This window comes from Acinetobacter sp. YH12152 (assembly GCF_013418285.1).
Lineage (GTDB): Bacteria > Pseudomonadota > Gammaproteobacteria > Pseudomonadales > Moraxellaceae > Acinetobacter > Acinetobacter amyesii.
Map to the genome: position 1 here is coordinate 12,205 of NZ_VPCH01000018.1, position 22,019 is coordinate 34,223.

Annotated in this window: 22 protein-coding genes; 10 read left to right on the plus strand and 12 right to left on the minus strand. The window is 42.6% G+C overall.

The features are described from left to right. The first annotated feature begins 302 nt into the window (after nt 1-302). The 4 genes from leuC (at nt 303) to leuB (ending at nt 4,220) form a co-directional block, all read left to right on the plus strand. Complete coding sequence (leuC, locus tag FTU83_RS07615) at nt 303-1,751, plus strand: 3-isopropylmalate dehydratase large subunit (protein WP_180010169.1); 1,449 nt, start codon at nt 303-305, stop codon at nt 1,749-1,751. A gap of 24 nt (nt 1,752-1,775) precedes the next feature. Then, nucleotides 1,776-2,426, plus strand: a complete 651-nt coding sequence (gene leuD / locus FTU83_RS07620) for a 3-isopropylmalate dehydratase small subunit (RefSeq protein WP_180062913.1) — start codon at nt 1,776-1,778, stop codon at nt 2,424-2,426. A gap of 109 nt (nt 2,427-2,535) precedes the next feature. Further along, nucleotides 2,536-3,099, plus strand: a complete 564-nt coding sequence (locus tag FTU83_RS07625; protein WP_168377913.1) for a hypothetical protein — start codon at nt 2,536-2,538, stop codon at nt 3,097-3,099. A 41-nt stretch (nt 3,100-3,140) separates the two neighbouring features. Continuing rightward, nucleotides 3,141-4,220, plus strand: coding sequence for a 3-isopropylmalate dehydrogenase (leuB, locus tag FTU83_RS07630; protein ID WP_078192754.1), 1,080 nt, complete (start codon nt 3,141-3,143; stop codon nt 4,218-4,220). Between the two features lie 74 nt (nt 4,221-4,294). On the opposite strand, the gene FTU83_RS07635 is transcribed toward leuB, so the two are convergent. The 3 genes from FTU83_RS07635 to infA all read right to left on the minus strand — a co-directional run bounded on the left by FTU83_RS07635 (nt 4,295) and on the right by infA (nt 5,596). Beyond that, nucleotides 4,295-4,741 (minus strand): hypothetical protein, encoded by a 447-nt coding sequence (locus FTU83_RS07635; protein WP_257222549.1) that lies wholly within the window; start codon nt 4,739-4,741, stop codon nt 4,295-4,297. 114 nt (nt 4,742-4,855) lie between these two features. Next, nucleotides 4,856-5,230: a hypothetical protein gene (locus FTU83_RS07640; protein ID WP_180106026.1), complete on the minus strand. Its 375-nt coding sequence runs from the start codon at nt 5,228-5,230 to the stop codon at nt 4,856-4,858. A gap of 144 nt (nt 5,231-5,374) precedes the next feature. Continuing rightward, a complete protein-coding gene (infA, locus tag FTU83_RS07645; RefSeq protein ID WP_001284370.1) occupies nt 5,375-5,596 on the minus strand; it encodes a translation initiation factor IF-1 in 222 nt (73 codons plus the stop codon). 231 nt (nt 5,597-5,827) lie between these two features. Between infA and FTU83_RS07650 the strand changes: the two genes are divergently transcribed. After that, entirely contained in the window at nt 5,828-6,835 is a 1,008-nt protein-coding gene (locus FTU83_RS07650; protein WP_078189717.1) for an AraC family transcriptional regulator, read from the plus strand. Nucleotides 6,836-6,964: 129 nt separating this feature from the next. Here FTU83_RS07650 and truA read toward each other — a convergent pair whose 3' ends face one another. The 5 genes from truA to asd all read right to left on the minus strand — a co-directional run bounded on the left by truA (nt 6,965) and on the right by asd (nt 12,863). Further along, nucleotides 6,965-7,762 (minus strand): tRNA pseudouridine(38-40) synthase TruA, encoded by a 798-nt coding sequence (gene truA, locus FTU83_RS07655; RefSeq protein WP_078189716.1) that lies wholly within the window; start codon nt 7,760-7,762, stop codon nt 6,965-6,967. Between the two features lie 16 nt (nt 7,763-7,778). Next, the gene (locus tag FTU83_RS07660) at nt 7,779-8,741 is read right to left on the minus strand and encodes an asparaginase domain-containing protein (RefSeq protein ID WP_180106030.1); all 963 of its coding nucleotides are present in this window, start codon (nt 8,739-8,741) and stop codon (nt 7,779-7,781) included. Nucleotides 8,742-8,790: 49 nt separating this feature from the next. Then, nucleotides 8,791-10,101: a fimbrial protein FimV gene (locus FTU83_RS07665; protein WP_180106025.1), complete on the minus strand. Its 1,311-nt coding sequence runs from the start codon at nt 10,099-10,101 to the stop codon at nt 8,791-8,793. Nucleotides 10,102-10,176: 75 nt separating this feature from the next. Next, nucleotides 10,177-11,601 (minus strand): hypothetical protein, encoded by a 1,425-nt coding sequence (locus FTU83_RS07670; protein ID WP_180106024.1) that lies wholly within the window; start codon nt 11,599-11,601, stop codon nt 10,177-10,179. Nucleotides 11,602-11,744: 143 nt separating this feature from the next. After that, nucleotides 11,745-12,863, minus strand: coding sequence for an aspartate-semialdehyde dehydrogenase (asd, locus tag FTU83_RS07675; protein WP_111884081.1), 1,119 nt, complete (start codon nt 12,861-12,863; stop codon nt 11,745-11,747). Between the two features lie 185 nt (nt 12,864-13,048). Here asd and FTU83_RS07680 point away from each other — a divergent pair, with 185 nt between their 5' ends. Then, entirely contained in the window at nt 13,049-14,176 is a 1,128-nt protein-coding gene (locus FTU83_RS07680; RefSeq protein ID WP_180062918.1) for an endonuclease/exonuclease/phosphatase family protein, read from the plus strand. A 371-nt stretch (nt 14,177-14,547) separates the two neighbouring features. Then, on the plus strand, nt 14,548-14,853 hold the full coding sequence (locus FTU83_RS07685; RefSeq protein ID WP_257222548.1) for a hypothetical protein: 306 nt from the start codon (nt 14,548-14,550) through the stop codon (nt 14,851-14,853). A 177-nt stretch (nt 14,854-15,030) separates the two neighbouring features. Here FTU83_RS07685 and FTU83_RS07690 read toward each other — a convergent pair whose 3' ends face one another. The 4 genes from FTU83_RS07690 to FTU83_RS07705 form a co-directional block, all read right to left on the minus strand. After that, a complete protein-coding gene (locus tag FTU83_RS07690) occupies nt 15,031-16,143 on the minus strand; it encodes a glycosyltransferase family 4 protein (RefSeq protein ID WP_180106022.1) in 1,113 nt (370 codons plus the stop codon). Nucleotides 16,144-16,175: 32 nt separating this feature from the next. After that, nucleotides 16,176-17,111: an LpxL/LpxP family Kdo(2)-lipid IV(A) lauroyl/palmitoleoyl acyltransferase gene (lpxL, locus tag FTU83_RS07695; protein WP_180106021.1), complete on the minus strand. Its 936-nt coding sequence runs from the start codon at nt 17,109-17,111 to the stop codon at nt 16,176-16,178. Nucleotides 17,112-17,198: 87 nt separating this feature from the next. Further along, a complete protein-coding gene (locus tag FTU83_RS07700; protein WP_168377903.1) occupies nt 17,199-17,960 on the minus strand; it encodes a 3-oxoacyl-ACP reductase in 762 nt (253 codons plus the stop codon). A gap of 186 nt (nt 17,961-18,146) precedes the next feature. Then, on the minus strand, nt 18,147-20,051 hold the full coding sequence (locus FTU83_RS07705; RefSeq protein WP_180106020.1) for an ATP-binding cassette domain-containing protein: 1,905 nt from the start codon (nt 20,049-20,051) through the stop codon (nt 18,147-18,149). A 34-nt stretch (nt 20,052-20,085) separates the two neighbouring features. Between FTU83_RS07705 and FTU83_RS07710 the strand changes: the two genes are divergently transcribed. From FTU83_RS07710 to FTU83_RS07720, 3 genes are all read left to right on the plus strand, one after another. Then, complete coding sequence (locus FTU83_RS07710) at nt 20,086-20,331, plus strand: SlyX family protein (RefSeq protein WP_078189840.1); 246 nt, start codon at nt 20,086-20,088, stop codon at nt 20,329-20,331. 132 nt (nt 20,332-20,463) lie between these two features. Then, the gene (locus FTU83_RS07715; RefSeq protein ID WP_180048836.1) at nt 20,464-21,465 is read left to right on the plus strand and encodes a hypothetical protein; all 1,002 of its coding nucleotides are present in this window, start codon (nt 20,464-20,466) and stop codon (nt 21,463-21,465) included. Between the two features lie 70 nt (nt 21,466-21,535). Beyond that, the gene (locus FTU83_RS07720) at nt 21,536-21,985 is read left to right on the plus strand and encodes an ammonium transporter (protein WP_180005286.1); all 450 of its coding nucleotides are present in this window, start codon (nt 21,536-21,538) and stop codon (nt 21,983-21,985) included. Nucleotides 21,986-22,019: the final 34 nt, after the last annotated feature.

The following is a 22,019-nucleotide window of genomic DNA, read 5'->3' on the forward strand; positions in this document are numbered from 1 at the left end:
TCTTATTTGCAATGTAAAAGAGAAAATTCAATTTATGATCATTGAATTTCTAAATCACCATTTAAAAATGGCAGAAAGTGATCAAAAACTCGGAGAAAAATCTAAAGTTTCATCTGCTGAAAGTATTGAAGTGAGTGTGTTTTGAACGCATCAATGGTGATTAAAATGCAACGGAAATCAGCAGTTAAATATCATTCCTATAAGTTTTTAAACTAATAAAAATGATAAATTAGATTTATGTGAATACGTGGTTATAATCGATTTAACGAAAGAATTTACCCAGTCCAGTGGAGCAAATCGACATGGCAGGCGAAACCCAAAAAGCGGAAACCCAAATAAAAAAAACCTTGTATGACAAATTGTGGGATGACCATCTAGTAAAACAGCGAGATGATGGCTCTTCATTATTGTATATCGACCGTCATTTATTGCATGAAGTGACTTCTCCACAAGCCTTTGAAGGGCTACAACTTGCAGGTCGTAAACCGTGGCGTTTAAGCGCTAATGTTGCAACGCCAGACCATAACGTACCTACGTCTACTAAGGAGCGTGCTGAAGGTATTGCAGGTATTGAAGATGATACCTCACGTATCCAAGTGCAAACTTTAGATGACAACTGTAAAACTTTTGATGTTGCCCAGTTTGACATCAACGATGTACGTCAAGGTATTGCGCACGTGGTGGGGCCTGAACAAGGTTTAACCTTGCCCGGTATGACCGTGGTATGTGGTGACTCACATACTGCAACGCATGGTGCATTTGGTTGCTTGGCTCATGGTATCGGCACATCGGAAGTTGAACACGTATTGGCGACTCAATGCTTAGTTCAAAAGAAAATGAAGAATATGTTGGTGCGTGTTGATGGTCAATTGGGTCAAGGCGTAACTCCTAAAGACGTGGTTTTAGCGATTATCGGAAAAATCGGTACGGCGGGTGGTACAGGTCACGCGATTGAATTTGGTGGTCAAGTGTTCCGTGATATGTCGATCGAAGGTCGTATGACGGTATGTAACATGGCGATCGAAGGTGGCGCGCGCGTGGGTATGGTGGCTGTCGATGACAAAACCATTGCCTATGTGAAAGACCGTCCGTATGCACCGAAGGGCGAACAGTGGGACGCTGCAGTAGAGTATTGGAATACTTTAGTGTCTGATGAAGGTGCGCATTTTGATACTGTTGTGGTATTGCAAGGTGAAGATATTGAGCCACAAGTGTCTTGGGGGACTTCTCCTGAGATGGTGATTCCTGTATCTCAAGCAGTGCCAACTTTAGAACAAGCCAAAGATGACGTACAGCGTAATGACTGGACACGTGCATACAACTATATGGGCTTAGAAGCGGGTCAAGCTTTGGCAGATATCCAATTAGACCGTGTATTCATTGGTTCATGTACCAACTCACGCATCGAAGATATTCGTGCAGCGGCTGAAGTGGCCAAAGGCAAAAAAGTGGCGGCATCGATTAAACAAGCCATGGTGGTTCCGGGTTCAGGTTTAGTTAAAGCACAAGCAGAAGCAGAAGGCTTAGATAAAATCTTAATTGAAGCAGGCTTTGAATGGCGTGAGCCGGGTTGCTCAATGTGTTTGGCAATGAATGCTGACAAGTTGCAACCGGGTGAGCACTGTGCATCAACGTCTAACCGTAACTTCGAAGGTCGTCAAGGTAATGGTGGTCGTACGCATTTGGTGAGTCCAGCAATGGCAGCAGCTGCGGCAATTGCAGGTCACTTCGTTGACGTTCGTACCTTCTAATCAGGGCTAATAGGAGCAAATCGCATGAAAAAATATACCGTTGAACAAGGTATCGTTGCACCATTAGACCGTGCCAATGTTGATACAGATTTAATTATTCCAAAACAGTTTTTGAAATCTATTAAGCGTACAGGCTTCGGAGCCAACTTATTTGATGAGTTGCGCTATTTGGATGAAGGCTATTTAGGTCAGGACATTTCAAAACGTCCGATTAACCCCGATTTCGAATTGAACAAACCGCGTTATCAAGGTGCGTCGATTTTGATCTCTCGTGCAAACTTTGGTTGTGGTTCGAGCCGTGAGCATGCGCCTTGGGCATTAGAAGAATATGGTTTCCGTACTGTCATTGCACCAAGCTATGCGGATATTTTCTTTAATAACAGCTTTAAAAATGGCATGTTGCCAGTGATCTTGTCTGAAGAGATCGTAGATCAGTTATTTAAAGAATGTGCTGCATCTGAAGGCTATCAATTAACCATTGATTTGGCTGCGCAAGAAGTACGTACACCGAGTGGTGAAGCATTTACATTTGAAGTCGATCCATTCCGTAAACACTGCCTATTGAATGGCTTGGATGATATCGGTTTAACCTTACAAGCAGCCGATGATATTCGCGCTTATGAAGAAAAAACCAAAGCATCTCGCCCTTGGGTATTTGCAGACATTAAAGCTTAAGTCAGTGTCATTGTAGAACTTCTTAGTAGTCAGTCGGCTTAAGTCTTGCTAATATCAGGCGAAACAAAATTTATACGTTAGCCAGAATTTATCAGGTTGGGTTCGAAAAATGAAAAAGTTCTTCGGTCAGCTGGTTGTAACGGGAGCGCTGTTCGCAACGCTCTCTGCCTGTCAAAGCTTTGACACGGCACGCATTAAAAATGTGAAAGAAACTGAAAGTACAAAAAATAATGCTCTGATTTACTGTGCAGGTACAGCGCATTGTGAATTTGAGCGTTTTGATCAAATACAAGTGGTTGATCCAAATAATCAACATGTACAACGTGCTGCGATTAAAGCAGGCATTGTACGGTTGAATGGTCGTTCATTGTCTGAGCCTAATCCTTTGTATTTGTCTGTACCTTCAGGTCAGCATGAAGTCGTGATTCGCTATTATCCAATTTCTCAGGAAAAAGCAGAGCGCTTGCATGTCATTCACAACTTTAGGTCCAAACACGAGTACACCTTTAAAATGTACCGAGAGCGTTCAAAAAACACAGGCAGTTTACTGGATAAATCTGCGCCTGATCCGCTCTGTGTAGACTTAAAGCAAGGTGCAAAAACGATTCGACGTTTCTGCCGACCCTACAATGTCCTCACAGGACTTGGTGAGTTTGTAGAAAAGAAACTTTAAATCCGACTGGTAATCAAGCCAGCGTATAAATGGAAAGACTCATGTCAAAACATATTTTGATTTTACCAGGTGATGGTATTGGTCCTGAAATCGTGAAAGCGGCTGAACAAGTGCTGACACGTGTAAACGAAAAATTCAACTTAGGTTTGACTTGGGAACAAGGTCTTTTAGGTGGTGCAGCGATCGACGCGCACGGTTCACCTTATCCAGAAGTAACAGCAGCACAAGCGAAGACTGCTGATGCGATTTTATTGGGTGCAGTGGGTGGTCCTAAGTGGGATACCATTGAGCGTTCAATTCGTCCAGAACGTGGCCTATTAAAAATTCGTTCAGAATTAAATTTATTTGCCAATTTACGTCCAGCAATTCTTTATCCGCAGCTTGCAGATGCGTCGAGCTTAAAACCTGAAATCGTAGCAGGTTTGGATATCTTGATCGTACGTGAGTTAACTGGCGGGATCTATTTCGGTCAACCACGTGGTATTCGTGAACTCGAAAACGGTGAAAAACAAGGTTTCAATACTGACGTATATGCAGAATCTGAAATCAAGCGTATTGCCAAAGTTGCTTTTGAAATGGCGAACTTACGTGGTGGTAAAGTGTGTTCAGTGGATAAAGCCAACGTGCTAGAAGTGACTGAGCTTTGGAAACAAACCGTAACTGCGTTAAAAGAAGAGCAGTATCCTGAAATTAACTTGTCTCATATGTACGTTGACAATGCTGCCATGCAATTGGTCCGTGCGCCAAAACAGTTTGATGTAATCGTGACAGGTAACTTGTTCGGCGATATCTTGTCTGATGAAGCGGCGATGTTAACCGGTTCTATCGGCATGCTGCCATCGGCTTCTTTAGATGAAAATGGTAAAGGTATGTATGAACCTTGCCACGGTTCAGCACCAGACATCGCAGGTCAAAACATTGCGAACCCATTAGCAACAATTCTGTCTGTTGCTATGATGCTACGTTATACCTTCCGTGAAGAAGCGGCGGCAAAAGCAATTGAAGATGCTGTAGGTAATGTCTTAGATCAAGGCTTACGTACAGGTGACATCATGTCAGAAGGCAGTACTCAAGTCGGTACTGTTGAAATGGGTCAAGCTGTAGTTTCTGCATTGAACTAATGGCGAATCAAAAAACGCAGCGTTTATGCTGCGTTTTTTTGTGCCTACAAATTATCAATCCTAGAATTGATGCACTAACAGGTGCGACCAGTTAATCGGACATCAGTTGCAATATTATGCTTTATGCGAAATTGAATAAGGCAGTTTAACTCAACCTCATAGCGTGTATTTCCACTGGGAATCGGCACAGCAGCGCCGCTGCCCATGCCCATCGCAGGATTTTCCGCCATCGGTAAAGGAATACTAATCGGGCGTGCGACACGATAAAGGAGGTAGTCCGAACTGACCTCCACGGGAGAAGTCCTTTGATAGCCCAGTTTGCTGAGGTCGAGTTCTGCTTGAATCGTTTGGCTCGATTGACCAATAAATGAGGCTAAATAGCGTTCACGTTCAACGGATGAGAGAGTTGAAGTCGTGGTACAGCCAGCCAATAACACAATGCTTAGAACGCAACCCATGCTCAATGTGGAGTGAATAAAATGGTGATCTTCGTAAACCTGATGTTCCAAAATAAATTTCATGGATCAGCTCCTCACGAAATAAATTCAGTTTAGTCAGATTGGTCTGTATAACACTGTAGTCATTTGATACACGGTCATCCGAGCAGGATTAGCCTCTAGTATTCAAATACAGGATCAACAAGCTTTACTGACATAGTCAATGGATTCAACGATTTGGTTGCGTAATTTGAACTCGATTTTACATTCCATATCGACAGTGATTCCACCTTTAGAAGGCGTTGGGATCGGTGCGCCCATGGCTATACTGGTGCCGATATTTGGTGTACCAATCGGGATTGGCATCGAGCGTAAAATGGTATAGCTGAGTTTTTCATTGCTTTGTACGGGTGCTCCCATCACTTTATAGCCCAATTGACTCAAGTTGAGCTCTTTACGAACTTGATCAGCTGGCTGTTCAATATCGTGTTGTAGGGATTGATTGAGTTGCTTTTGGCCTGTCGTGGCGCAAGCAACACAAAAGATAGCACCGACTAATCCTAGATGTTTCATATGATTTTATGTCCTTATATTTTGAATTTTATAATCGAATTTTTATGTTTTTAGACTGTAAAGCAAATTTGCAGTCAATTTTTATCATTGTATTGAAATACAAAAAAAGCCACTGATAAAGTGGCTTTTTCGCTTCGCTAAAACTTAGCGCGCACGGTAAGTGATACGACCCTTAGTCAAATCATAAGGTGTCATTTCTACTTTAACACTGTCGCCAGTCAAAATACGGATATAGTGTTTACGCATTTTGCCAGAGATGTGAGCAATCACTTCATGACCGTTTTCTAAACGTACACGGAACATAGTATTAGGAAGCGTCTCGGTGACAACGCCTTCGAACTCGATGAGTTCCTCTTTATTGGCCATAGCCTACCTGAATGAATAAATTAGCAAGGCGCAAATTATAGTCAATTTTTTTTCAGAATACAAGCCGTAAAAGGCTTTGAACTGATCGACTGTCAGTAAAATAAGCGAACAATTTAGTTAAATATTTTCAACAAAAAATGTGCAGTAACTGTTGTCAGTTTGGTCAATCGCAGTTAATCTAAAATCAATCTTTTTAGGTATAAATGAAGTACATACAAGGAAGGTTCTGGAGTGGGTCAGCTAACTGATGCATCTGTTGTGTTGCGTTTAGGGTATCAAGCGATTCGTCGTGCCGGATTGCCAACAGAAGAAATTTTAACAAAAGCGGGTGTGGCATTAAATCAGGTTGAAACCAATGACCGTACCCCATTGAATGCACAATTTGCATTCTGGGTGGCTGCAGAAGAAGTCAGTAAGGATCCTGATATTGGTTTGCATCTAGGAGAGCATTTGCCTTTATATCGAGGGCAGGTGATTGAACACTTATTCATTTCATCTGAGAATTTTGGTGAAGGTTTAAAGCGGGCTTTGGCCTATCAACGCCTAATTAGCGATGCCTTTCATGCGCAATTGGTCATTGAAGATGACCGCTGCTATTTGACCAATGGTCATCAGCCTTGGGCAGAAAATATCGTGAATCGTCATTTTTCTGAATGCGCGATGTCCGGTGTTTTGCGTTTCTTTAAGTTTATTACTGAAGGGCGTTTTCAGCCGATTTATATCGACTTTAACTTTAGTCAGGGCGCGCCAGATGATGAGTATTTCCGTGTTTATGAATGCCCTGTGAGCTTAGGGCAGAAAGAAACCCGATTGTATTTTGATCCGGCTATTTTAGAGTATCAATTGTGGCAGGCAGAACCTGAGTTATTACAATTGCATGAGCAGTTAGCGATTGAAAAACTTCAGGAGTTGGCGCGTTATGATTTGGTCGGTGAAGTTCGCCGTGCTATTGGTTCAACGCTAGAAAGTGGTGAAACCACGCTTGAAACGGTCGCTGCGCAGCTCAACATTACCCCGCGTCGTTTACGGACTCAGTTGTCAGAAGCCAATACCAGTTTTCAGCAAATTTTGTCAGACTATCGCTGTCGTTTGGCTAAAAAATTATTGGCCAATACCAATGAAAGTGTGGAGCGCATTGTGTACTTAACGGGTTTTTCTGAACCAAGTACGTTCTATCGCGCATTTAAACGCTGGACCAATGAAACGCCTGTGGAATACCGTAAGCGGAAGCAGCGTTAAGGTTGATCTTCGATAAAATCCTTCCCTAAACAGAATCCCCCCTTTGAAAGGGGTACTTTCATTTTTAGAACCTAGCAATGGCGAAAATGACACTCATCCCTCTGTGAAAGGGAGGTTGGGAGGAATTTTTTATTCAGGCATATTTAACCAATGAGGTCCCAGCGGAACTTGAGGAAGTTCAAACTGTGCTGGATAGTCTGCATGGATAAAATACAGCCCATCGGGCGGTGCGGTGACACCAGCTGCTTTTCGGTCTTCAGCCGCAAAAATATCGTCAATATGGTCAACGTCATACATACCTTGCCCAATTTCCAACAAACAGCCCATTATGTTACGCACCATGTGATGTAAAAAACCATCGGCCTGAATATCTAGGACCAAGTAGCATCCGTGTTGGATCAGACGGCAATGGCTGACATGACGAACAGGCTGATTGGACTGACAGGCTGCGGCACGGAAGCTTTCGAAATTATGAGTGCCTTCAAATTTGGCCGCGGCACGTTGCATTTTTAGCACATCTAGCTTGGCATAAACATGAGTCACTTGCTTGTGCAGTAAAGCTGGACGTTGTGGATTGTTATAGACCACATAGCGATAACGGCGCGCTTGCGCCTTAAAGCGGGCATGGAAGTCCTGATCCATTTCCTTAATCCATTGGATGGAAATATCACGGGGTAATTGGCTATTACTGCCCATTAACCATCCACGAATGGGACGAATCGCCTGAGTGTCGAAATGTGCCACCATATTGGTTGCATGGACGCCGGCATCTGTTCGGCCAGCGCCGTGCAACATGATCGGCTCATTGGCTACTTTACTGAGGACGGTTTCAATGGTTTCTTGCACGCTTGGTACGCCCGGTTGCTGAGTTTGCCAGCCCTTATATTGCATGCCACAAAACTCAATCCCAATCGCAAAACGTTGCATAGTTACCTCAAATGACTTAATCGTTCCAATGCGCAGTCCAGTCTGCGGCACTGCCGTATTGTAAATACATTTTCAAGCATTTGGCATAAAGATCTGCATGACCCAAACAATTGCTCAGTAATATTCCACTGTCTTTGACCCAGTCACTCACAGCATAGCGTTGATCTATACCGCCATGAACAACCTGTGTACTTAAAATAATTTTGCAATTTTTTTGTTGTATAGCCTTCAAGACATTGAGTAACTCAGCATCAACGGCAATGTTGCCTGTGCCAAAGCCTTGCAGAATTAAAACATCTGGCGTGTGTGTAAGCAGGGCGGCTAAATTTTGACTGTGTAGATCAGTTGTTATCGGTTGCCACATCCAATTCAGGCAATTGAAATGAGCCGCTTTGTCTAAATCATTGACTTGAACAATATAAGGCGATGTCAGCATTGAAAGTGGCTGTGTGGCTGGCAGCCCATCAAAGGCTTTCAGATCGGTTGTATGTACTTTTAGTGCGGATTGAGCATGCATCAGTTGATGATGAAAGGCCAAATAAACCCCAACACTCGATTGGTGTACCGATTCCAATGCAAAATTTAAATTGTCGATGGCATCGGTAAATTCACGGGTGTTGTCACCAGCCACATTAAACAGCGGATATTGGCTGCCTGTAAGCACGACATGTGCAGATTGACCTATAAAATGGGCCAATACAGCACTTGCGTAACTTAAAGTGTCAGTACCATGAATGACGACAAAATGTTGGAATTGTTGTAATTGTAAACTTTGAATTTGTTGGATCAGTGCCAGCCAGTCGGGTGCAGTACAAGCACTACTGTCACGAATGACAGGTGCGACAAAACATTCAATGTTTAGGTGTAGTGGCAGCACATGCTGTAATTTAGGTAAAAACGCATTCGCTGGCATGGGGCTTAACGGTTCACCGATACAACCGAAGGTACCACCCATATAAATAAGAGCAATTTTTTTCATCATAAAAAAAGCAGCCTTGAAAGACTGCTTTAGTTTAAATCGCTTTTGCTTAAGATGCGATTTGATTCAGTAACTGATCTGCTTGTTGACGTTGAGATGAAGAAAACTCAGCCTCTTTTTCAGTTAAAATTTCACGTGCAGCGTCATAAGCACCCAGTTTGATGTATTGCGCTGCCAATTCAAGATTCAATTCAATTTCATTGACTTCAACCAGTTCAGGGAATGATTGAACCAATGGATCATTTTGGTCTGTAGCAGATGGGGTTGACGGTGTGCCTAAACCGCTAATGTCAAAACTCACACCACTTGAAGCAGGTGCGGCAGGTTTAATTTCAGGCGTAGACTCAAGGTTAATCTCTGTTGCAGGAGCAACAACCGCTTCTTCTGTTTTTGCTATTTCAAAAGCACCTAAGTCAAAGTTTAAGGTTGGAGCTTCAACTTTGTTTTCTTCTACCTCTGGTGTTTCTGTTGTAAATGAAAAATCTAAAGGCTCGATTTTATCTTCTACAGTTTCTGTTTTGGTTTCAGCCGCAGCTTCAGTGCTTGGGGCAAAGTCCATTGCAAAATCAATCGGTTTGATTTCTTCAACGGCAGGAGATGGCTGAGCAATCTTTTCGGTTTTCGGTGTCGCTTCAAGTGCAGGTTCTGGTGAAATTGAAAGCGTGTCAAATTCAAGCGGCTGTATTTTTTCAGCAGGAGCACTTTCAACTGGGGTAGAAATGTCTGCTTTTGCAGGCGTTTCAGTGGTGAAATTAAAATCTAGTGGTTTAATTTCGGCTGCTTTGGGCTCAACAGGTGCAGCAGTTGAACTTTGCATTAAAGCATCAAAATCAGAGGTATTTTGAGCTTTTGATGGAACCTCTTCAGTGATCGGTGATACAAAGTTAATGGCATCATCTTTCACATTTTGAGAATTTTCAAACTCTACTTTTTTTGCTTCAGCTTGTTCTAAAATTTCATCGAGTTCAAGTGAACGAATATGGCTCAGCAATTGGCTGATGGCAAATTCGTCTTTTTGTAAAATGTGAATATCTAATAGATATAGATATAACTCATGTTGTGAGTTGTCACGTTTTAATGATTGATTGATTTGCGCTTCAGCAGAAAAGAAATTACGTTCTGCAATTAATTTTTCAATTTTGCCACGAGCTTCTGTCGTTAATGGTGTCATTGATTTTTTTTCAATGACACTGCTTTCAACCACTTGAGTTTTCTTCGGAGTCGCTTTAGCTGAAACACCCGTTTTCTTGGTTTTAGTGGATGTTGGTTTTGCTTTATCTGATTCTTGATTTTTTTGGCGTTTGTTTAAAATAACCAATACGATCACTAAGATCACTAATGGAATCACATAAATCAGCATGTTTTAACCCCTTGGAGATAGAGCGATATAAAGTTGCACTCATCTCTATAAAATCTTGATTGGTAACGTTTTAGCTTATTGGCTTGTTTTATCTGCTTGTTGTGCTTTCAACTGTTGTTGCAGTTGAGCAAGACGAGCATTTAATAATTGAATTCTGTGATCCTTTTGATTTAGCGCCAATTCTAATTGAGTTACGTTTCTCTGTAATTTAACGGTTTTTTCACGAGATGTCATAACTTTTAATGACAACTCTTTCGAAGTTTTATTCTTTTCTGCTGCACTGTTGGCAGAAGATTGTGCCGAATCTTGCGCTTTCTCTGCAACCAGACTCATTTCAGCTTGATTCAAACGGTATTTGGTTTTGCCTGACTGCTTCGAAGGCACTTTGGCAAGTTCTGCCGCAGAGACTTTTACAGGCTGTTTTGCTTGCTGCATACCATGCAGATTTAATGCCGCACCACGGCGCAGACGGTTTACGTCGCCCTGAATGAATGCATGTTCGTTGCTGTTTTTAATCTGTTGCATGACTTCAGAGACAGGGCGGTTTTGTTCTGTCGCGATACGTGAGGCAATCCCCCAAAGACTTTCATTCGAGCGAACCACATATTTTGCCGCTGGTGTTGCTGTTGATGCAGCTGCAGTACTTGTTGGTTTTGGTGTAGATGCTGTTGGAGCTGTCGTTGTTGGGTTTTCATGTTTTTGTGCTGCCTGCTCAGCAGCAAATTTTTGTGCCAATGGGTCTTGAGACTTTGCAGTTGATGCTGTTGCAGCTTGCATTTCTGAACTGACAGAGCCGGTCGAATTGGTTTTTGTAACTTGCGAAATTGATGTTTCAGCACCTGATGAAGTACTTCCGCTATGTTGCTCCGCAGGCGTAACACTATAATTTTGTACATGCGTGACAGGTTCAATCGCAACAGGCGTTGACGTTGCTAATTGTGCTAACTGTGGAGGTGCTTTGGTACTGAGTAATAAGGGTTGTTCTGCAGCTACGGGTGCTTTTGCGGTATACAGTGTGCTGACAGGTAAATTTAAGGCAATATCTTTTTCATTTACAATCACGACAGGTGCTAAAGCACGCTCATTGGCACGTGTTTGATTCGCATTCGACGGCGCTGGATTGCGTTTTAATGGTGTGCGAATTTGTTGCAGGCGTGAAGCATTCCCTTCTTTAATATTGACAATAAAATTAAGCTCAGCATCGGTTACTGGACGCGAAGAGGTAATGGTAATTACCCCGTTGCCTGCACCATCACGACGCGTAAAGAAGTTTAAATGTCCCGGTGGTTGATGCCCTGTACCCATACTCAACAAATCCTCTGCAGTGGCTAAACTTGCATTGAGCGGCACAGATGTGTTTGAGTGGCGAAAATGAATCTCGGCGTACAGCAATTCCCCGGGTGCTGACTGGACTTGTACAGGATCAATGCTGATCGCTTGAAGGTTTTGAGATGCAATAACGGCTAAAATGGCGATCTTTAATTTGTTATATACGGTCATCTTAATCTTTAGCTCGAATATATGTCGCATGGCGAAAATTATAGATTAGCGAGTTGTCAAAGAATTGTAAAATATTTACACGACAGTTACATAAAAAAGCCGATCAATTGTGATCGGCTTCCTGTTCATAGACTTAAAAATGCTTAAGCAGTTTTATAATCAATGAGAATTCTTAGCATACGGCGTAAAGGTTCAGCAGCACCCCAAAGCAATTGGTCACCCACAGTGAATGCGCCTAGGTATTCTTTACCCATGTTGAGCTTACGGAGACGACCAACTGGAACAGACAAGGTGCCGGTTACAGCAACAGGAGTCAGATCAGTCATTGAAGCTTCACGCGTATTCGGAACCACTTTAGACCAATCGTTGGCACTTGCGATGATATCTTCGATTTCATCCAGTGGAACATCTTTACGAAGTTTTAAAGTCAATGCTTGTGAGTGACAACGCATCGCACCGATACGGACACAGTGGCCATCGATTGGAACGATTTGCTGGTTGCCTAAGATCTTGTTGGTTTCAACTTGACCTTTCCACTCTTCTTTCGACTGACCGCTTTCAAGCTGTTTGTCGATATAAGGAATGAGAGAACCCGCTAAAGGCACACCGAAGTTTGCAGATGGGAAACCTTCGCCACGTTGTAACTGTGCAATTTTAGAATCGATATCTAAAATTGGTGAACGTGGGTCATCCAGCAAGTCTTTGGTATTGTTGTACAAGTAGCCCATACCTGAAATCAGTTCACGCATGTTTTGCGCGCCTGCACCAGATGCTGCTTGATAAGTCATTGAGGTTGCCCATTCCACTAAATTATTTTGGAATAGACCGCCTAAACCCATTAACATTAATGAAACGGTACAGTTACCGCCCACGAATGTTTTTGTGCCTTTTACTAAGCCGTCTTTGATTACATTCATGTTTACTGGGTCAAGTACGATGATTGCTTCATCGTCCATACGTAAAGTCGATGCAGCATCGATCCAGTAACCATTCCAGTTTTCAGCTTTAAGCTTAGGGAAAACTTCAGTCGTATAATCGCCACCTTGGCAGGTGATAATGACATCCATTTGCTTCAGACTATCAATGTCCGTTGCATCCATAAGTGCTGGGGCAGTCTTACCACCAAACGCAGGGGCTTCACCACCTGCATTACTGGTAGAAAAGTAAAACGGTTCGAAATGAGCGAAATCGTTTTCTTCAACCATACGTTGCATAAGGACGGAACCAACCATCCCGCGCCAACCGACCAGACCTACTTTCATGTCACTTTGCCTCGGTGCGTTAAAAAAATAAAAAGGGGGTTCGAGTGTACCAAAAGGGCGCATAACTGCAAGCGCTACATAATGAAAACACCAATAATATTGTGCAATATATCTTGTTTATGTTACATGCAAAACTGATATAAATTTATGAATCAATAAAAAATAAAGAATATAAGGGAGGCGTAATGATTTGGATTGAAATACTGGCTGGCTTCGTCATTTGGTTGACATTTTGGTCACTCATACCACGAGATGAATGGTGGTTTCGTGGTGCAGATTTTCCGCGTCTGCAAATCTTGGCTTTGGGCATATTTGCCTTCATAGGCTTAATTTTATGGAATGCTGAATGGGACTTGGCGCGTGAAATCATTTTAATTGGGTTGATTGCTGCCCTGGCATATCAATTGAAAATGGTTTTGCCTTATACCTTTATTTGGAAAAAACAAGTCAAAAAAGTTCGATCAGACCAGTTAGATAAACAGAAACAAATTTCAATCATTGTCTCAAATGTACTTACGCCGAATACTCAATATCACTTATTATTGGCACAAATACAAAAGCATCAACCTGACTTAGTACTCACGCTAGAAACCGATCAAACTTGGCAAAATGAATTGGCAGTGATTGAAGCTGATTATCCTTATCGCGTACCCGTACCTTTAGATAATTTGTATGGGATGCATTTGTATAGCAAGTTAGAACTTAGTGAAACTGAAGTCAAATTTATTCTCAGTGATGAAATTCCTTCGATCCATACCCGAGTCACCTTAGCATCAGGAAATCAGGTACAACTGTATTGTTTACATCCCAAACCGCCAAGTCCAACGGAAGCCAAAGATTCAACTTTACGCGATGCAGAATTGCTGATTGTGGGCGATCAGATTAAAGATTTAGATGAAAGTTGCATCGTTATGGGGGACCTGAATGATGTGGCATGGTCACGTACTACACGACTCTTTCAACGAATCAGTGGGCTTTTAGACCCGCGTGTTGGACGTCATTTCGTAAATACCTTTCATGCCAATTATCCACTGCTGCGTTGGTCGCTCGACCATATTTTTCATAGTACAGATTTTGCATTGGTACATATGGAACGCTTGCCCAATATCGGTTCAGACCATTTTCCAGTTTATGTGGTGCTGCAAACAGGCAGGGTATTTGAGCAAATCCAAGAAGAATTAGAGCAAACAGATGAAGATGAACAAGAAGCGCAAGAGGCAATTCAGGAGGGTATAGAAAAAGCTGAGAAAGAGGAGAAGATTGTGACTGATGAAATCGCCCATGATTATAAGGATGGTACGAAGGCACCTTGATTTTGTTTGATTTAAGAGAAAAGTGTAAGAAATAGCTTACACAGCTTTCGGCTTCTGACGAATGGTCAGGTCAAGTGTATTGACTTATTCTTTGTTCATCGGCACATGGAACTGGGAACGGAACATCCCACTAAGGAAGACGAAGCCGATGGAAGCATCACGGAACGGATGCAGGAAAGGAAAGCCAATAAAAAATAAAAAGAATACTTGTGAAAGCACAACCTCATAGACCCGAGTTTTGCAGGATGCAGAACTCGGGTTTTGCTTTTGTGATATAGAATTTTTTGCTTTTCTTTTGATCAATTTCTTTATACAGTGTGCCAAGAAAAAAACGATGAATTTCCAATAAAAATATAGGTATGAGACGTTCTATGCTGTCCGAATGGCACCAAAAAATATTGCAGATTACACACTTATCCACCGATGCACTTTCCATTTACCTTGGCTTAATACTGTTCTTTTTTGTGGCCTTTTGCCATCACCGCCAATTGAAATCACCTTATGCGATTTGGACGGTTGTGGTCGTCGCAGTGGGATTGGAATTGTTTAATGCACGCCATGATATTTTAGATAGAGGCTTTTGGCGTATAGGGCAAAGTTTGCAACATATTTTGAATGTCTTGTTACTGCCGCTAATCCTCTGGTTAATGGCTCGATACCGTGTGTGGAAGGGCTAAGTGGAAGCGCGAAATTGAAGGGCTAAATAGTAGGGTTGAATCACCATTGAGTCATTCATAATAAAAAAGGATATTGTGCATTTCACAATATCCTTTCTAGATGCAGATCTAGTTGCTGAATTAAAAATATTTCCAGAGCGTTATCCTGCACAGCAAAGATCTATGGCGTGTAGTCAATCAAGCTGAATGCTGAGAGACCACCTGCGTATACAACTCCAAAGTCTGGTCACACATCTCTTTTAAACTAAACATACTGATAGGCTGCACGTGTTGTGGTTGGTCTAAATGCAACTTTAAAGTGTCGAGTAATTGTGTTTCATCATCGACAGTGACTAAACCTTGCGGATAGACATTCGATAAAATTTCAGCTACGCCACCACGGTTCCAACCGATTACAGGTGTACCTACAGACAGTGCTTCAAGTACTGTCCGTCCAAAGGTTTCCGCTTGGCTCGACAAAGACAAAACCAAATCGCTAAAAGCTAACCATTCACGGATATCTGAACGATGACCGACAAAAGTAATCCGATCACTCAGCCCTTTAGCCGCAATACTGTCTTGCATTTCTTGTAAATAAGCCGCTTTTTTCGGATCTGCACCACCGACCACCACCGCATGTACGTCGGGATACTGTGCTTGTAGCTGTTCCATTAAATGGATCAGGGTTTCATGACCTTTCAAACGGGTGATACGGCCTGGTAAGCAAATCAGACGTTTATTTTCCAGTTCAGGGAAGTCTTTTAGCGTTTGATTGAGCCACTGTGCTGAGGGTTGATAGCCATGTGGAAAAGCAGCAGGGTCGATGCCACGATAAATACGCACAATGTCCTCGGTAGGACAGTTTTTGTAGTTATCCGTAATGTATTTGACAACACTATCCGAGACCGCAATGACTTTTTCAGCTTGCGTCATGATTTGACTGTAGCGATTAATCGAATAAAAACCATGTACAGTTGAAATCAGGTGAGGTCGCTTGTTAGCTGGAATCCCTTTGAGGGCAAAATGCGTGAGCCACGCGGGGACACGTGAGCGCACATGCACGATATCTGGTTGATGTTGCTCAATCAGTTTACGTAGTGGACGAATTTGCCATAAGCTCGATAAGGCTTTTTTATGGATTGCGAGTGTGAGATGAGTTGAGCCTTCGGCTTCTAATTGAGTCACCATACGGCCACCATTTGAAACCACTAATGACTCATGACCGGCGGTCACTAAAGCACGAGCTATTTCTAAGGTTCCTCGCTCGACACCACCACTGTTCAATTCAGGTAAAAGCTGCATCACTTTCATAGCATTTCTCTTTTTTATGTGCTGAGTTGAACTCAATAGATTTTGTCATAGCCTTGTGGGCGGGTTTTAAAGCGGCGATGGAACCACATGTATTGTGTCGGTGCGATTCGCAGCTGATTTTCAATAATTTTATTGGTTCGAATAGCATCCGAAACTTCATCGTCACTCGGAAAATTGTCCAAAGCAGGTTCAATCAATACATGATATTGAGGGTTGCTGATGTCGCCGTCTCGATAAAAATACAACGGGATCGCCTCGGCTTTAGCAATTTTTAATAAGCGACGATGCGCAGTAACAGTGGCTGCTGGAGTACCAAAAAATGGTGCCATGACCCCTTGTTTTAAACCAAAGTCCTGATCGGGACTGTACCAAATGGCATGGCCATTTTTCAGATTACGAATCAAGCCACGCATATCATCATGGTCGATTTGGTTGGCATAGATGGTGGCACGGCAACGCACAATCAACATATCCAACAGTGGATTATTTTGTGGACGATAAACCACATCCGGTTCAAAGAACTGTGCGCATAAATAGCCACCTGCATCGAGCAGGGTAGAATGTGTGCCGAGGAGCAATATACCTTTATCTTCAGCTTGTGCATTTTGAATATGCTCTAAGCCTTCAATTTGCACCCGATTTTTGAACCACTGCGGGCTGTACCATGCATTTAAAGTTTCAAAAATGCCAATCATTTGGTCGATAAAAACCTGTCGTGCATTAGCTTCAACTTGTTCTGACGCCCATTCAGGAAAGCAAACTTCCAAGTTGCGAATCGTGGTTTTACGACGTGACTTAAGATTGTTAAATGCGACAGAACCGAGGAATTGCCCAAGGCGATATTGAACTGCCCACGGAAGAATCGCCAAAATCATAAGAAATACAATCCCTATCCATATTCCCCAATACTGAGGAAGTAAGAAAGACCATTGGAATTTTCCGGGTTGATATGTTGGCTTTTGACTCATAGGGCTAAATCAAAGATTAAAAAATAGGGTTCAGTTTAGCATGAAGCTGAATTGAAAGAGAAAGTTCAACCTTATGCTGCATCAGACTTAACCTTTGACTAAACCGCCATCGACAATCAAATTCTGCCCTGTGACCGCACGTGAGTAAGGGGACAAGAACATCATGATGGCCGCAGCAAATTCTTCAGGTGTGGTCACAGTACGTAAAGGTGTCGATGCCGCGATTAAATCAAACACGGCATCGGGTGTCGCTTTACTGGCATCGGTGCTTTGTAATAAGCCACCAGAAAGCATATTGACGTTAATCCCAAACTCACCCAGTTCATGCGCCGCTGTGCGAGTGAATGCCAAAAGTGCCGCTTTTGCTGCAGTGTAGTCGTGGTAAGGCACGACAGGGTTTTGTATCAGGTTGGTACCAATATTGACAATGCGACCAAAACCCTGTGCTTTCATCTTGGGAAGCGCCGCTTGAGTGGTGTTGAGTGCAGCGACAACTGCTCCATCAAACTGTTGCTGTAAGTGCTGTGCAGTCAGTTCTTCAATTTTAGGACGGGCATCGCCATTAAATTGAAAATGGATAAGGGCATTATTCACGACAGAGGTGATCGCGGTCCCAAAATGTGATTCTGCTGCAGCAAAGAGCTGTTCTACTTGAGCTTTATCGGTGACATCTGCTTGATAGGCAAACACTTGCTGAGGAAATTCGGTAGTCAATTGTTCTGCTGCAGTTTGACTGGATAGATAGTTCACGACCACGCGTGCGCCTTCAGCAATTAACGTTTGGCTAATCGCCAAACCGAGGCCACGTGCGCCCCCTGTAACCAAGACAATTTGATCTGAAATTTGCATGCTCGTGACTCAATCTAATATTGAGCGTCACCATAGCAAGCTTTTCACATTAGCGGAATCGTCTTTACAGACGCTGTATGCTCCAATTTGAAACTGAGTCATCCGATCTAATAATTCAGTCGAGTCATACGAGATAAAAAAAGCCGTATCGAAATACGGCTTTTTCTGTGTGGAATATTTGTGGACTTAGCCTTTAGCAAGCGTTTCTAGCTCATCTAGACGTTCCATTTTTTCCAGCATTTCGTCATCAATTTCAGCTAGACGTTGTGATGCTTTGGTAGCAGCATCGGCGTCAGTCATGAACCAAGAACCGTCGGCTAATTTTTCAGACAATTCAGCTTGCTCTTGTTCCAATGCTTCAATTTCAGTCGGCAGTTGTTCTAGGGCACGTTGGTCTTTATAGCTGAGCTTGACTTTTTTAGGCACCGCAGCGGCAGCCGCTGCTTCGGCTTTAGCCATGGCTTTTTTCACATCGCTTTTTTGATCCACGACAGTTTGGTCAGGACGCTGTTCCAAATAGTCTTGGTAACCGCCGATGTATTCATCGATTTGACCTTTACCATCAAAGACCCAAGTCGAAGTCACCACGTTGTCCATAAATGCACGGTCATGCGAAATCAGTAACAGTGTGCCTTTGTAAGCGCTGAGCATTTCTTCCAACAGTTCAAGCGTCACCATATCCAAGTCGTTGGTCGGTTCGTCCATCACGATAAGGTTCGATGGTTTTAGTAGAAGCTTAGCCAACAGAATACGGTTACGCTCACCCCCAGACAGTGCTTTAACCGGTGTACGTGCACGTTCTGGAGAGAATAAGAAGTCTTGTAAATAACTGTAGATGTGACGACGGCTACCGTTTACATCGACATGATCTGAGCCTTCAGAGACGTTATCTTTCACTGATTTTTCGAGATCAAGTGTATTTCGAAGCTGATCAAAGTAAGCAACTTCAAGTTGTGTACCTGTTTTCACAGTACCAGTATGTTCTTGCTCACCCAAAATAGCTTTGATGAGGGTAGTTTTACCCACACCGTTGTCACCGACTAAGCCTATACGGTCACCACGTAATACCAGTGCCGAGAAATCTTTGATGATTGGAGCGCTGTTGCCAAATTGCACAGCTAAGTTTTCAATTTCAAAGACCACTTTACCTGAGCGCTGCGCATCTTGCGTTGCCATGCTCACTTTGCCTTGTTGTGAACGACGTGCTTTAGACTCTTCACGTAAGGCTTTTAGGGCACGAACACGACCTTCGTTACGGGTACGACGTGCTTTAATGCCCTGACGAATCCACACTTCTTCTTCAGCGAGTTTTTTATCGAATAGCGCATTTTGCTTTTCTTCCGCTTCCATTTGCTGAGCTTTGAGTTCGAGGTAACGTGAATAGTTACCTTCATAGCTACGCAAAATGCCGCGGTCAAGTTCCACAATACGGGTTGCGATGCTGTCGACAAATGAACGGTCATGCGAAATAAACAACAGGGTTAAATTGTTTTGATCGAGTAAGAATTTTTCGAGCCATTCAATACTTTCAACGTCCAAATGGTTGGTTGGTTCGTCGAGTAGTAAGACATCGGGCTGCGTTAAGAGAGCACGTGCCAACAAAACACGACGCTTACGACCACCAGACAAATCTGCAAGGTCAGCTTCTGGGTCTAGGCCCATTTTACTGAGGATAGCATTCACTTTGGTTTCAAGTGACCAGCCATCCATTTGATCCATCTGATGTTGTAGGTTGCCCATGCGCTCGCAGGCGTCCATATCACCAAGTACGCAGGCTTCGCTGGCTTCATGATAAGCACGTAGAACAGTTGCAGCTTCACCTGCACCATCGGCTACAATATCAGCGACTTTGCCCGAATCCATGGGTACATCTTGAGCAAGCATTGAAATCGTAATGCCATTTTGCAATGAAACTTCACCGCCGTCTGGCAATAAAGTTCCCTCAATCAGTTTAAGTAAAGTAGACTTACCTTCACCATTACGACCGATTAAACACACTCGTTCGCCACGCTCTAAACTGAAGTTCGCGCCGTCGAGTAGGGAAGGTCCGCCAAACGCAAGCTGGACGTCCCTTAAAGTAATATAGGCCATAATGTTTCCTGAAATCTTATATGAGGAGTGTAAATTGACTACACAACAAAATCTTGATGAACAGGCGTCATTTTCCGCACCCATTGAAGATTTGCAAGTCCGAATTGCATTTTTAGATGATTTAGTTGATCAATTGAATGATCAAGTTGCCCGTCAAAATGCCGAAATCGCTGATTTAAAGAAACAAATGCAGATGTTGTATCGTCGTATTGAATCGGCAGATTTATCTGAAGGCATCGCAGCATTTGACCCAATGACCAACCGCCCACCGCATTATTAATGTCGATATTGAATGACAGGCAGATGACGAATCAGCGCCAAAGCTGTGGATTGGTGTAAATTTATTTGACCTTTTGCAGCGTGACAGGTCTAATGCACCGCATCTGCTGATCGAAACCCATTATTTCATCTCATGAGTCAAAAAGTTGTCCTGCTAGATTTGGAAAATAACCCGCCCACAGCAAATCTATTGCGCAATATCATTGAACATTACAGTACTTTGTATGTGTTTAGCTGCAATGGAAAATTTGAATATGCACTTGAAGATTTAACTGAAATTGCAGGGTGGATCGCGAGTGGTCAATTGGTGGTTTTGGATATTCCAGAAACGCCGCAAAAAGAATTTGAATATGCGGTGATTGTGGGGCAACTGATGGCCTTGATGGATCCAGATGCGCATATAGAAGTCATTTCAGCGATGCCGGATATTGCATTACTGATGGAACAATTGGATGGCTCTGGACTCAGCGCACATCTCATTCAAATTCAGTCAGAACAAGAAGTTTCACATAAAGTGAAGTATAAAATTCCTGACCTAGAAACCATTCGGAATAAACCTGATTTATTACTGATTAAACACTATTGTGATGGTCTGGAAAAACTCAGTGGCAAACCCAACAGTTTGGATAAACTGAAAAACTCATTGATGAATATTTTGCAAGTCTCTAGCGAAAAAGCTCAGCATTTGGTCGGTATGTTGATCAATCTAAAAATCGTCAAACGCTTTGATGAGCAGATTTCGATTCGAAAAAAAGTACTCAAACAATGGGTGCAGCTAGATTTAAATACGACTGCTGAAACAGCATTGCCCATAAAAACAGACCTGAATGCATTTACTGCTTCACTCGAAGAACAAACCTCAAATACTGATGATACGGCATCGATGATTCAGGCTGCACAGCAAGGCTTATTTAAAAATTTCAATAAGATTGATCCTGTGCAAATGGAAGTGATCCGAAAATTGCATGAATTAAAGTCAGATAAACCAAAAGATATCTACGCCTTACGTGATTTATTGGAGCAAATGTTCCCACAATCTGATGTTCGACTATTACTTAAAGAGTTGATCGAAAAAGGATATATCTATTGGAATGGTCACGAAGTGCTGTATAGCCACGAGATGTTCCTGAATTAATTTTATCGAGTGAACTTGCGTTTTATATTGCGCTTATGCAACTCTAATAAAGGAATATAAAGGTTGTGCTATGGAAAATACTGGAATCTGGGTTACTGTTTTTATTGTGGTCTTTGTACTTGGGTCGATTTTTGGACTTCGAGTAAATCCTAGAGAAAAAGCCTTAGGCATTATGCGCGAGAAGGCGCGTAAGATGGGGCTGCACCCACGTTTAGTGGCTGCACCTGCTTGGACCAAGATTCCAATGGCTTCTGAAAAACGTGCCAGTATGGTGGCGTATTACAGTGTGCTGATTCCAGATGCGCGTTTGCCTTTAATGCGTGCTTTAGTGGTCGATGACAAACTTGAACTGGTACATGGTGATGACAAGTTCAAGGATTTAGCCATTACATTAAAGGGCATTTATGCTATTGATATGCAGGCAAACTGTGTAGGACTCTATTGGAACGAAGAATCTGACTTAAGAGCCACACAGCTTGAAGATATGAAAGCATTTTTACATTCATTGGCTGAACTTTAAATTTTAAAAAACCTATTAAACAGGAATGATGGTT